Here is a 12,010-nt window from a genome sequence, read left to right on the forward strand (position 1 = left end):
AAACATTGAACATAGGAATCATAGGGACAGGAAACATGGGGAACATACTCATCGATGCATGCTTGGAAACCCGTGCTGTCAAGCCTTCGTGCCTTACTATTATTAATCGTACGCTCGCAAAAGCATATCATATAAAAGAAAAGTATCCTTCTATTCATATAGCAAAGACGATACAAGAAGTAATTGAGCGTTCACAACTTATTTTCATTTGTGTAAAGCCTTTAGATATATATCCGATTTTGACAAAACACGCCGCTCATTTTACAAATGAAAAATGCCTTGTTTCTATTACAAGTCCAATATCGGCTTCTCAATTAGAAAAGATTGTACCGTGTCACGTAGCACGTATTATTCCAAGCATCACAAACCGAGCGTTCTCTGGTGCTTCACTTTTTACATTTGGGAAAAACTGTTCAAACGAATGGGAACAAAAGTTGTTTCGTTTATTTAAAAACATTTCTACCCCTATTGTGATTCGAGAGGATATCACACGAGTTTCATCTGATATCGCAAGTTGTGGGCCTGCATTCTTCAGCTATTTATTACAATGTTTCATCGATGCCGCTGTAGACAAAACCAATATTACCCATGAAGAAGCAACTACTTTAGCAAGTGAGATGATTATTGGGATGGGGAAACTACTAGAAAAAGGAATCTTCACATTACCAACTCTGCAAGAGAAAGTATGCGTAAAAGGCGGTGTTACCGGAGAAGGGATTCGCATTTTAGAAGATCACGTTGGAGACATGTTTGAGAAATTATTCGAGCGGACACATGAAAAATACGATGAAGATATAGCAGAGGTCGAACAGCAATTTAATAAGCACACGTAAATAATACGCCATGATTATACAAAATCCTCTTATTGATTCTCATCTTTTTTCACAGTACATTTCGTTTTAACATTTTTTTTATATTTTACATGTATCTTTTTCAACTCTTTCTATACGTAAATTGACATATTCCACTCTAAACAAAAAAGCAACCAAATTGGTTGCTTTTTTTGTTTAGCCGTTCTTTTTCGCCATAAAAAAGATTCGTTCTGTTTGTTCCGTTATTTCCGTGCGTTCAAAATCACCCGTTACACGAAGCACTGTAAATCCAGCTTCTTCAAGCCATTTCGTCAGCAATTCAACAGAATATGCACGTTGCATATGAAATTCATCAAAACGATGATACACTCCCACCTCTTGATCCTGCACAAAAAATGTAAGATCATGTTCAACACTATTCGGCTCTTCACCAGGGAAGCAATTCCAAATAAGAGCAACTTCTTCACCATTCACTGTATATGTTTCATTTTGAAACACATGATGAATTTTATAAAATGAGTGTACATCAAACAAAAACAAACCATCTTTTCGCAAATGATGAAACACACGTCTAAACGCTTCTTGCACATCTTCCTCTTGCAATAAGTAATTTAATGAATCACAAAAAATCGTCACACAATCAAACTCACCCGGAACATCCAGTTCACGCATATCTTGTTGATAAAAGGGAATAAAGTGTCCTTCTTCCCCAAGCTTTTGTTGTGCAACTGTTAACATTTCTTCCGAAAGATCAACACCAATGACGTCATAACCTGCCTTGACAAGTGGAAGCGTTACATTCCCGGTTCCGCAAGCTACATCAAGAATTTTCGCGTCTTTCATCCCTGCCTGCCGTAAGCTTTCCTCAGTGAATTCTACCCATTTATCATAGGGAACATCGTTCATGAGTTCGTCATATAGCAAAGCAAATTGCTCGTATCTCATTGGCTTAACTCTTTTGTAATATCTTCACGTGGTACATCGCCCCATAGACGTTCTAAATTATAGTGATTACGCTCATCCTTATGGAATACATGCGCCACTACATCACCAAGGTCTACTAAAACCCAGCGCGCTTCATCGAAACCTTCCATACGTTGCACATCAATTTCAAACTCGTGTGCTTTCGCCTTAATTTCACGAGCAATCGCTTGTACCTGTTTATCTGAATTACCATGGCAAATAATGAAATAATCCGCAATCGGCGAAATACCTTGCATATTTAATACAACCATATCTTCTGCTTTTTTATCATCAGCTGCTTGTGCTGCCAATACTAATAGTTCTTTATCTTTCATTCAGTAACTTCCTCCTTTAGGGCCGCATTGTATGTTTGAAATGTTAGCGGATAAATGGTTTGATCCTTTTCCATTAAAAATTGAATCGTGCGCTTTAATGCAAATAATAATGCTTTATTTATATCTTCACGCGCCAATTCACGTGCTTCTTCAACACCTGGAAATTTACGACCCGGTTCAATATAATCCGCCACATAAATGACTTTATCAAGCATCGTCATACTTTCATGACCGCTTGTATGATATGTAATGGCTTGTAAAATTTCATGATCTGTAATACCGACTTCTTTTTCTACTAAGTATGCCCCAACCGGAGCATGCCATAACTCTTTATTAAACTGAAGTAAATCTTTTGGCAATTCTTCTCGTTTAATAATTTCTTCCATTTCTTGAATCGGTCTACATTTTGCATAATCATGAAAAATAGCAGCCATCTCTGCTTTTTTCTCATTAACACCATATAGCTTCGCAAGTTCAATTGCAGTTTCCATTACGCCAATTGTGTGAATATAACGCTTTTCATGCATTTGTTGTTTCACAATTTCAAGTGCTTGCTTACGATCCATACAACCCATTCCTCTCAATATATGCCTGTACTTGTTTCGGAAGCAAATACTTGCACGTTTTCTTCTTCACAAATCTTTCACGTAAAAGCGAAGAAGAAACGGCAAATTCCGGAATCTCTATTGTGACAATTTGATAAGGCGTATGCAATGTATAACCCGGCCTCGCAACCCCAACAAATGTTACGAGTTGGAGTAATGCATCGATGTTATACCATTTTGGTAAATACTCCACCATATCTCCGCCAATAATAAAATAAAACTGTATGTCCGAATGCTTCTCTGTCAATTGTAACATAGTGTCATACGTATAGGATGGGCCCTCACGGTTCAGCTCTTCTAAACAAATGGAGAAATGATCCTCTTGTTCAATTGCTAGCTCTAACATGTTCAATCGATTTTCTACACTTGTAATACTGCGACCCTGTTTATGAGGCGGAATTTGATTTGGTAAAAACCAAATTTCATCAAGCTGCAATGCATCGTATACCTCATTTGCAATCAACAAATGTCCATGATGCGGCGGATCGAATGTACCACCAATGATTCCAACCTTTTTCAAAGGAAACTCCCCCTTCTACCCCGCATTAACAGGCAGTAAGACCCCACCTCAAAATTCGAGATATTTAGGGGATAACTGCATGTTAAAGCCCGATTGGTTCAACTAATCATCAGGGCATCCCCTGATGAAAGTTTCACTTTATCCCGCACGTAACGGACATGGATTGTGGAAACGATTTATACACATTCAATCCGGAAAACTTTCCCTTTATGGAAGTTTGATTTGTTTGTTTTCTCTTGACTCTTTGTATAAAACAATTGTGCCTCCAATTACTTGTACAATTTCTGCTCTTGCCCCTTGCGCAAGTTCTTCTGCAACTTCATGACGATCAAATTCACAGTTTTGTAGTACACTCACTTTGAATAGCTCACGAACTTCTAATGCTTCTCCAATTTGTTTTACCATATTTTCATTTACGCCGCCTTTTCCTACTTGAAAAATCGGTGTTAAGTGATGTGCCTTCGCACGTAAAAATCGTTTTTGTTTTCCTGTTAACATATATTTAGCCTCCAAGCTTTTTCTTTACTAGTTGTTTCATTCGTTCAACGTCTGGTAAGCGTCCTGTCCACATTTCAAACGCCAGTGCTCCTTGATAAACAAACATATCAATTCCATTTTGTACAATTGCCCCCTGCGCTCTAGCATCTTGCAGTAACTTTGTCTCTAACGGATTATAAATGATATCCGAAACAATTGCTCCTTGTTTGAGAGAACCAATTTGCAGAGGGGTATTTTTGACATGTGGATGCATACCTACCGTCGTTGTATGAATGATAATATCATAATTCACTTGCTCTTGTGTTGCTTGCTCTAAAGAAAGAGCATGCGACCCAATATTCGTTTGACATCCAGCAATAAGCTGGGCTGCCTTTTCCACTGTACGATTCGCAATATCAATTTCTTTTACACCTGCATCTATAAGTGAAAAATAGATAGCACGGCATGCGCCTCCTGCACCAAGTAATAAAATACGCTTCTGGTGCAAGGGCTCTTTACTAAGAGATTGTAATGAACGTACATAGCCGATTCCATCTGTATTATAGCCGATTAATTTTCCGTCTTTATGAAGCACTGTATTAACAGCACCAATTTGCCCTGCTAACGGATCAATGTTATCCAAGTACTCCATGATAGAAACTTTATGCGGAGTTGTTACATTAAAGCCCGAAACTCCTAATGCCTTCAACCCTTTCACCGCTTCTGCCAACGCATTCTCTTCTACGCGAAACGCGTGATAATGAGCATCTATACCGCAATATTGAAACGCATCGTTATGCATGAACGGTGATAATGAATGTCCGATTGGATTTCCAATTACGCCATATAATTGTTTCATAAGCTCTCTCCAGTTTAAATTAAAGATTTACGTAATGAAACACTAACTCCTTTTGGTACATGCGCTACAATTTTCGCTCCTGGCTCGTTCACAGTAACCCAGCCTAATCCAGAAAATACAACATCTGTTTTCGGCTCACGAATATTAAATTCGTATTTCACAAGCCCAGGCATGTTTTCTAGTTCTTCTGGAGTTGGTGGATTTAATAATTCTCCAGCATGTTTTTCATACAATTCATCTGCTTTTTCAAGCTTCGTACGATGAATTGGTAGACGGTTTGATACGTGGCAAGTGAATGCACGGCGACCACCACTTATATAATCAAACCTTGCTAATCCGCCGAAGAATAATGTTTGCTCTTCGTTTAATTGGAACACCATCGGTTTAATTTCTTTCGTTGGTGTAATAAGCTTTAAGCTTTGTTTTCCAACGTAATGTGCCATTTGATGATGATTAATAATACCCGGTGTATCAAATAAAGAAGATGTCTCATCTAATGGAATATCAATTAAATCTAGCGTTGTCCCAGGGAAATGAGAAGTTGTAATCACATTTTCTGTTTCCTCACTAAATTCTTTGATCATACGATTAATAAATGTAGATTTCCCAACATTTGTACAACCGACAACGTACACATCTTTTCCATCACGATACTGTTCAATCGCATCAGCAAGTTCGCGAATACCCAATCCTTTTTCTGCACTAATTAAAAAGACATCTTCTGGTTTCAATCCAAGTTGTTTTGCACTATAGCGCATCCAATGTCTTACTTTATCGGACTTTACCGATTTTGGAATTAAATCTGCCTTATTTCCGACAAGTAATACTTTGTTATTCCCTACAAAACGATGTAATCCTGGTAACCAGCTACCATTAAAATCAAAAATATCTACAATTTTAACAACGAGTGCATCCGATTGTCCGATACCATTTAAAATGCGTAAGAAGTCATCATCTGTTAAAGACACATCTTGAATTTCATTATAGTGCTTTAAGCGAAAACAACGCTGACAAATGACTTGTTCTTTCTCTAAAGACGTAGTCGGTGCATAGCCTACTTCATTTTTATTTTCTGTTTGAATTTCTACACCGCAACCAATACATTTAATTGTTTCAGTCAAACTTTATTCCTCCCAGTGAATTAAACCTTTTTTCTTCATATTTCTCATAAGTCTTCGTTCAATTTTCCGATTAAAACGTGTGACTAGTCCATCTGTTTGTGCAACTGGTACAACTAAAATCGTGTACAAACCAACTCGATTGCCGCCAAGTACATCCGTTAACAGTTGATCTCCGATTACAACAACCTCATCCGCCTGTAAATTCATCTCCTGAATTGCTCGTTTAAAAGCACGAACAAGTGGCTTACGGGCACTATGAATAAAAGGAATACCGAGTGGATCTGCAAAGTCTTTTACACGTTGCTCGTTATTGTTCGAAACAACAGTCACTTGAATGCCCTGCTCTTTCATTTTCAAAAACCACTGTTTTAACTGTGGTGTTGCATCGGGACGATTCCATTCAATTAAAGTGTTATCCAAGTCAGTAATAATTCCTTTTATCCCGCGTTCTTTTAAGTCTTCTGGTTGAATATGATATACGTTTTTCACGTATTCATTTGGTAAAAATAGTTTCAATTTCTTTCACCTCTTTGAGGAGTTTCGTAAAATTTTTCGACAACATTTTTCGATAGCTTACTTGTGGATAAAATTGTACACATTTTCCACGCTCATTTATCAGTCAATTATGAATTTATTAACAATTCATACACATCTTATCCACGGTGCTGTGTGGATAACCACCTGTTTGTGACAACAAAAGATTTTTGATACAGTAGATGCAACAAAGAACCTATCCTTTTCGCAGGAGGTGGCTCACCTTGAAGGCAAAACATATGGAACAGTTATCTACGGAATTACTCACTGAGTCTTATTATAAAGCAAAAGAACTAAAATTAAATCCCGACTTCATTTTACTTATAAAACAAGAAATTATTCGGCGATCATTAGAGGACAAGCTTGTTAAATCGTCTTGAGTACATATAGATTACTGCTTCACTTGTAAAAAGAGCCATCTCTAAGATGGCTCTTTTATAAAGTGAAACTTCCATCTGTGGGAGCTCTTCATCAACCACGGATGGTTAGTTGAACCAATCGGGTACTTATGGGCAGTTATCTCCCACCTAACTTCTTTGATTCTTCACAATCTTGAGGTCGAGGTTTTACTGCCCGTTAGTGCGGGATAATCGAGTTGCGATTTTTTCACCAACGCGAACTTCTTGGCCACTCGTTAGTGTTGAGTCTACTTCAATCATCTCTTTTTCAAACAGTAAAACAACTGTTGATCCAAATGTAAAGTATGCCATTTCTTCACCTTTTTGAACAGTACTTCTCTCGTGAAGAAGCTCAATACTGTTTACAAACATAGCGCCTACTTTTACAAGAGCCATATGTTTTTCTTCACTATCCACCTCAGTTACAGAACGATAATTCTTTGACAACGGTTCTTTTCCATACTTCATGCCCGCTTCATTAACAGGATATGATTTTCTACCAAGTACAAAGCGCTCTGTCACAGTACCCGAAAGCGGACTATGAATGCGATGATAATGACTTGGACTTAAATAAATAACCATGTATGTACCACCTGCATATTGCTTTGCTCGGCTCTCATTACCTAGCATATCCACAATAGAATAACGCTTGCCTTTAATGTCGAATGTTTTCGTCTCTTCAATCGGTCCATAGTCAGCAAAAACGCCATCAACAGGACTTACAATACTAGATACATCTGCATCAATGAATCGTTTTCCCTCTTTTAATTTACGCGTAAATAATTCATGCAATGTTCGATACTCTTTTAAATCCTTCTCCATCTCATCTTGCTGAAGTTGAAATACTTTTGCATAGGATGAAATGATAATCGAGCTCAAACGAGACTGTGCAAATTTACGCAGTACATAAGAAGTAAAACGTCCATTGGTAAGTTCAATCATGAATCGATATAACGTACGTCGCAAACCGCGAAACCTCCTAATAAGCCTTAATCTAACAATTAAGCTTAGTTTCCCCTTCTTTTCTTTCTATATCATAAAGTGAAACTTCCATAAGTGGATGTTCTCCCCACCTATGGTTAGCTGAGCCAATCGGGCGCTTAAGACTAAATGAATTCCAATTAGCCTTCTTAAATTCTTTAGCACCTTTTAATATTACAGATAGAGCCCATCATTTTCAACAGTGAACAGACATTTCTTATAGGAGTTTCTTATTTATCTTGCATTAACGGGCCGTAATACCCCCCACGACTCATGCAAGTTTCACTTTATTCTCTTCAAAAAAGAAAAACGGCTGCGATCCAATCGCAACCGTACGAATCATTCCTATGACTTTCCCTTCTTTTCCTTTTCTGCTCGCACGAATTCATGAAACATTTTCATCAATGCCCGCTTCTCAATCCGGGAGACATAACTTCTTGAAATACCAAGTTCTTTTGCAATTTCCCGTTGTGTTTTTTCCTTATCAAGACCAAGGCCGAATCGGTTTACAATCACATCTTTCTCTCGCTCATCTAAAATATCTATATATTCTTTAATCTTTTCGAGTTCCATACTGAGCTGAATCATATCAATTACATCTTCTGCTTCGGATTTTAAAATATCAATCAAAGATATTTCATTTCCTTCCTTGTCCTGTCCAATCGGGTCATGAAGTGATACGTCTTTTTTTGTTTTCTTTAACACGCGCAGATGCATTAAAATTTCATTTTCAATACAGCGAGCTGCATATGTTGCCAATTTCGTCCCTTTCCCTGGAGAATAGCTTTCAATTGCTTTAATCAGCCCAATCGTTCCAATAGAAATTAAATCTTCCGAATCTTCGCCTGTGTTTTCAAATTTTTTAACAATATGCGCGACAAGCCTTAAATTGTGTTCAATTAAAAGATTCCTCGCATGTGCATCTCCTTGCCCCATAAGTTCTAAATACTTTTTTTCATCATCTGATGACAACGGCTGTGGAAATGCATTATTTTTGACATAGGAAACAAATACAAACACTTCGCGAATCATGTATCCAATTGCGGCGAACAGACTCAAACTCTTCACCTCCGCAAAAATAATGGTCTTTACTATATGTATGTGGGCGTGTGATTGTTTGTGTCTGTACCCATTTAAGAATAGCGATGCATAAAAAAATTCTTGTGGCATAACCACAAGAATTTTTTCGAACTCGCCCTATTTACTCCAAATTATCTCTCCAGTATGTGCATCAATATACCGCATTTCCCGTCTTATAAAATAATCGATATGATACGCTTCACTACTCTCTGTTGTCGTTTGCTTATAAATTAGCTCATACTTGGATTGATTATCATCACCAGTATCAAACCACTCCAACTCTACGCGAAGTGCATTTCGATATGTTTTTAACGCTTGTTCTTTTCTTATTTTTGCATTAGTTTCATAAACAAGCAGCTCTTCTATCACACTTGGAGACACACCGCTATACATCGTAACATCACCAGTTTCTGCATCTATATGAATCATGACTAATTCACTATTAATCTGAATGCCATTTATATACAAATCAAAGTGAAACCTACCTAGGCTATCCTCTTCATCATAATTGTCCCAAAGACGAAGATATTGTTCAGCATTTGGAATGACTTGTCCTAAAAACTGAAGTGCTTTTTCTAAACATTGTTCTCGCGTTAATGTTTCTTTTCCCTCTTTTTGTCCATGACTAAAATAGTGGAGCAATACATTTGTCTTTTTATCGATTCTGACCATAACAGGATTTCCATATCGTAATATAAGTAAATGCTTTTTAGAAAAAGCATCTAATGAATATTCATTATCTTCCTGTTCACCTTGCAGTGATTCTTTAGGAGCAAACACCATCTTTTTCTCTGTATCGGAATCTTCTTCAGACACTTTCACAAGACCTCTCTCTTCCAATGCAAGTAAACTATATATATCTGTTTCTGGGGTTTGCTTATACTTCGGCGCACTAACTGCAATCGTAGGAGCTGATTCATAATGGCTCTTATCATGTTTGTCCTTTCCTGTACACGCATCAATAAAAGCAATTGATGGTACCGGTTCATAAACCAGTCGGTATCCGCTTGCTTCTTTTCCACTCTCATATTCATATAATTCAGGAAGTAGGTGTGCAAACACCAGTCTCATATCTTGTCTCTTTTTCAATTGCTGCACTACTATTTCTTTTTCTACAATTGACGCTGGCCACACTGGCTTTTCTTTCACTCCATGGTTACGAAACTTTATAATTCTTCCATATGGATGGATACGCACTTTACAACCTGTATGCGGTAAAGAATAACCATTCACTTCTTGAGAATAATGGACCTCTTGCTTTCCACGCCATTCTTTCACATAAACCGCTGTATAGGCTTCATATGACTGCGGAATATATTGCTTTATAAATGAATCAGCTATTTCTTTTGCTTTTTCTGCACTCATTACTTCATCACTGTTTTGAAAAAATTCTTCATCATCTATATCTAACTCAATTAACTCACCTGTATGTCTATTTAAACAAATATGTATTTGTTTCTCATTGTTATCTTGATGTTCCCAAAATAATAAATGAAAGGGTTCATTTACTGTTTTATCATCTACGACAAGATTATATTCATTCGAAATTTCGATAATATGGGCGACTTGCTTTTTTCGTTCTTCATTTATTTTATTCATTAAACACTCTCCCTTCTGTTCACACTGTAAATTATACCATATTTTACCATTAAAAAATACAAAAAACAGCTAGAACAATCTAGCTGTTTTACTTACTTCGTTTCACGATGCAGTGTTACTCGCTTTAATCGTGGACAATATTTTTTTAGCTCAATACGTTCCGGATTATTTCGTTTATTCTTCTTCGAAATATAATTGCGATCGCCGCACTCTGTACAGGCTAATGTAATATTTACACGCATATTTTCATCTCCTTACTTTATAACTCTCCAATTCAAGATGTACTTATTAGTAATCATTCTAAAAAGACAAAAAACCGAAACAATTAGTTCATACGAAGTTCACATCAATCTATTAATATTGAAGTGTACATAGTAACCTTACTAACAATTCACTTTATTGATATATGAACGCTATTTGTAAAGGAGGCGAAAAAATGAAAACAAGCTATCGTTTTATGATCTCATCATTTGCAGCATGTGCTTACATGATTTGGTATTTAGTATAAAGAACAACCTGATTTGTAAATCTGAAAAGGTGTGTATATAAATGGAATATAATCAATCAACCGTTAACTATTGGAAAGCATTTGTATTACCTTATACATTTGCCCTAGAAGAGTTAAAAACAAAATTCGAAATTATGAACCGGGAAGCTCAATTTTTAGAAGACTATAACCCGTTTGAACATATAAAAACAAGATTAAAACAACCTGACAGTATTATAAAAAAGCTTGAGCGAAAGAATTTAGCACCAACGATTAAGAACGCTCAAACTCATTTACAAGATATTATTGGTATTCGTATTACGTGTTGCTTTGTAGAAGATATTTACTACTTAAAGCAAGTAATCGAAAATCGTGAGGATATGGAAATTGTAGAGGTAAAAGACTACATTGCAAATCCAAAGCAAAATGGTTATAAAAGCCTGCATATGATTATTAAGTACCCATTAGCATTAAATTCAGGTACAAAAGACGTCTTTGCCGAAATTCAATTACGTACACTTGCTATGGACTTTTGGGCAAGTTTAGAGCATAAACTCTATTACAAATACGAAGGAAATATTCCCGATTATTTAAAGAGTGAACTTCATGATGCAGCAATAAAAGCGGAAGAGCTTGATAATAAAATGGCAACAATTCGCCAAGATATCGATGAAATTGAAGCCTGCTCACAACAAATTTTACTACCATTTTAAAAAAAGGTTCTCCTTATACGAGAACCTTTTTTCTTTATTTCTTTTCTATCACACGAACCTCTTCTATTTTCCAATGCTCATCTTCTTTTCCTAGTGCATAACGTACCTTTTTCTGAAGAGATTCACCATTTTTTATTTCTTTTTCGTCCGTTTCAACTACAACATAATTCTCCTTAAAATTTTTCACCTGCACATTGTTTAACTCAATTTTTCCATTTTCTCTCTGAAATGCAGCCTCTTTTTGCGTTCGCAAATCTTCAGCACCTACAATTTTTGTCGAGAACAATGCCATATGTTGTTCAAAGTTTTTTTCATTTGTCGTTTGGATAAATGTTTCAATGACACTTCGAATTATTTGTTCTTCTTCTTTTGTTACGTTTAGCTTAGTTTCTTGGTGTGCTGCTATTTTGTTCTTTATATCCTTCTCTTGACTTTCTTGTTCCGACTGACATCCTACTAGTAATAACCCAAATGCAGCGAAAATACCTAGTTTCTTAATGAACTGTTGCATCATACATCCCTCCAA

At 36.6% G+C, this 12,010-nt stretch carries 16 protein-coding genes; 3 read left to right on the forward strand and 13 right to left on the reverse strand.

Features of this window, described 5'->3' with window-relative positions; translation table 11 throughout:
* The first annotated feature begins 5 nt into the window (after positions 1-5).
* On the forward strand, positions 6-833 hold the full coding sequence (comER, locus tag QRE67_RS20255; protein ID WP_286122002.1) for a late competence protein ComER: 828 nt from the start codon (positions 6-8) through the stop codon (positions 831-833).
* Between the two features lie 174 nt (positions 834-1,007).
* On the opposite strand, the gene QRE67_RS20260 is transcribed toward comER, so the two are convergent.
* From QRE67_RS20260 to QRE67_RS20295, 8 genes are all read right to left on the reverse strand, one after another.
* On the reverse strand, positions 1,008-1,757 hold the full coding sequence (locus tag QRE67_RS20260) for a class I SAM-dependent DNA methyltransferase (protein WP_286122003.1): 750 nt from the start codon (positions 1,755-1,757) through the stop codon (positions 1,008-1,010).
* Complete coding sequence (gene rsfS / locus QRE67_RS20265; protein ID WP_286122004.1) at positions 1,754-2,110, reverse strand: ribosome silencing factor; 357 nt, start codon at positions 2,108-2,110, stop codon at positions 1,754-1,756. The genes QRE67_RS20260 and rsfS overlap by 4 nt, the downstream gene beginning before the upstream one ends.
* On the reverse strand, positions 2,107-2,676 hold the full coding sequence (yqeK, locus tag QRE67_RS20270; protein ID WP_286122005.1) for a bis(5'-nucleosyl)-tetraphosphatase (symmetrical) YqeK: 570 nt from the start codon (positions 2,674-2,676) through the stop codon (positions 2,107-2,109). The genes rsfS and yqeK overlap by 4 nt, the downstream gene beginning before the upstream one ends.
* Complete coding sequence (locus QRE67_RS20275) at positions 2,666-3,235, reverse strand: nicotinate-nucleotide adenylyltransferase (RefSeq protein ID WP_286122006.1); 570 nt, start codon at positions 3,233-3,235, stop codon at positions 2,666-2,668. The genes yqeK and QRE67_RS20275 overlap by 11 nt, the downstream gene beginning before the upstream one ends.
* Positions 3,236-3,442: 207 nt before the next feature.
* Positions 3,443-3,733: a ribosome assembly RNA-binding protein YhbY gene (gene yhbY, locus QRE67_RS20280; protein ID WP_286122007.1), complete on the reverse strand. Its 291-nt coding sequence runs from the start codon at positions 3,731-3,733 to the stop codon at positions 3,443-3,445.
* 4 nt (positions 3,734-3,737) lie between these two features.
* The gene (aroE, locus tag QRE67_RS20285; protein WP_286122008.1) at positions 3,738-4,571 is read right to left on the reverse strand and encodes a shikimate dehydrogenase; all 834 of its coding nucleotides are present in this window, start codon (positions 4,569-4,571) and stop codon (positions 3,738-3,740) included.
* A gap of 14 nt (positions 4,572-4,585) precedes the next feature.
* A complete protein-coding gene (gene yqeH, locus QRE67_RS20290) occupies positions 4,586-5,692 on the reverse strand; it encodes a ribosome biogenesis GTPase YqeH (protein WP_286122009.1) in 1,107 nt (368 codons plus the stop codon).
* A gap of 3 nt (positions 5,693-5,695) precedes the next feature.
* Positions 5,696-6,208 carry a YqeG family HAD IIIA-type phosphatase gene (locus QRE67_RS20295; protein WP_286122010.1) on the reverse strand — a complete coding sequence of 171 codons (513 nt, stop codon included), beginning with the start codon at positions 6,206-6,208 and terminating at the stop codon, positions 5,696-5,698.
* A gap of 242 nt (positions 6,209-6,450) precedes the next feature.
* Here QRE67_RS20295 and QRE67_RS20300 point away from each other — a divergent pair, with 242 nt between their 5' ends.
* Positions 6,451-6,606, forward strand: a complete 156-nt coding sequence (locus tag QRE67_RS20300; protein WP_286122011.1) for a sporulation histidine kinase inhibitor Sda — start codon at positions 6,451-6,453, stop codon at positions 6,604-6,606.
* 186 nt (positions 6,607-6,792) lie between these two features.
* Here the strand turns inward: QRE67_RS20300 and QRE67_RS20305 are convergent, their stop codons facing one another.
* The 4 genes from QRE67_RS20305 to rpmG all read right to left on the reverse strand — a co-directional run bounded on the left by QRE67_RS20305 (position 6,793) and on the right by rpmG (position 10,526).
* A complete protein-coding gene (locus QRE67_RS20305; RefSeq protein WP_286122012.1) occupies positions 6,793-7,590 on the reverse strand; it encodes a phosphatidylserine decarboxylase in 798 nt (265 codons plus the stop codon).
* Between the two features lie 360 nt (positions 7,591-7,950).
* A complete protein-coding gene (sigK, locus tag QRE67_RS20310; RefSeq protein ID WP_286122013.1) occupies positions 7,951-8,664 on the reverse strand; it encodes an RNA polymerase sporulation sigma factor SigK in 714 nt (237 codons plus the stop codon).
* A gap of 138 nt (positions 8,665-8,802) precedes the next feature.
* On the reverse strand, positions 8,803-10,284 hold the full coding sequence (locus tag QRE67_RS20315; protein ID WP_286122014.1) for a YcdB/YcdC domain-containing protein: 1,482 nt from the start codon (positions 10,282-10,284) through the stop codon (positions 8,803-8,805).
* Between the two features lie 92 nt (positions 10,285-10,376).
* On the reverse strand, positions 10,377-10,526 hold the full coding sequence (rpmG, locus tag QRE67_RS20320; RefSeq protein WP_001265617.1) for a 50S ribosomal protein L33: 150 nt from the start codon (positions 10,524-10,526) through the stop codon (positions 10,377-10,379).
* A gap of 307 nt (positions 10,527-10,833) precedes the next feature.
* Here rpmG and QRE67_RS20325 point away from each other — a divergent pair, with 307 nt between their 5' ends.
* On the forward strand, positions 10,834-11,484 hold the full coding sequence (locus QRE67_RS20325; RefSeq protein WP_286122015.1) for a GTP pyrophosphokinase: 651 nt from the start codon (positions 10,834-10,836) through the stop codon (positions 11,482-11,484).
* Between the two features lie 34 nt (positions 11,485-11,518).
* Here QRE67_RS20325 and QRE67_RS20330 read toward each other — a convergent pair whose 3' ends face one another.
* Positions 11,519-11,995 (reverse strand): hypothetical protein, encoded by a 477-nt coding sequence (locus QRE67_RS20330; protein ID WP_286125338.1) that lies wholly within the window; start codon positions 11,993-11,995, stop codon positions 11,519-11,521.
* Positions 11,996-12,010 lie beyond the last annotated feature (15 nt).

It is taken from the genome of Bacillus sp. DX3.1, from assembly GCF_030292155.1.
Classification (GTDB): domain Bacteria; phylum Bacillota; class Bacilli; order Bacillales; family Bacillaceae_G; genus Bacillus_A.

Coding starts and splice junctions, on each gene's coding strand:
- QRE67_RS20260 (WP_286122003.1), bottom strand. CDS start 1,757: ATGAGATACGAGCAATTTGCTTTGCTATATGACGAACTCATGAACGAT.
- rsfS (WP_286122004.1), bottom strand. CDS start 2,110: ATGAAAGATAAAGAACTATTAGTATTGGCAGCACAAGCAGCTGATGAT.
- yqeK (WP_286122005.1), bottom strand. CDS start 2,676: ATGGATCGTAAGCAAGCACTTGAAATTGTGAAACAACAAATGCATGAA.
- yhbY (WP_286122007.1), bottom strand. CDS start 3,733: ATGTTAACAGGAAAACAAAAACGATTTTTACGTGCGAAGGCACATCAC.
- aroE (WP_286122008.1), bottom strand. CDS start 4,571: ATGAAACAATTATATGGCGTAATTGGAAATCCAATCGGACATTCATTA.
- QRE67_RS20315 (WP_286122014.1), bottom strand. CDS start 10,284: ATGAATAAAATAAATGAAGAACGAAAAAAGCAAGTCGCCCATATTATC.
- rpmG (WP_001265617.1), bottom strand. CDS start 10,526: ATGCGTGTAAATATTACATTAGCCTGTACAGAGTGCGGCGATCGCAAT.
- QRE67_RS20325 (WP_286122015.1), top strand. CDS start 10,834: ATGGAATATAATCAATCAACCGTTAACTATTGGAAAGCATTTGTATTA.
- QRE67_RS20330 (WP_286125338.1), bottom strand. CDS start 11,995: ATGCAACAGTTCATTAAGAAACTAGGTATTTTCGCTGCATTTGGGTTA.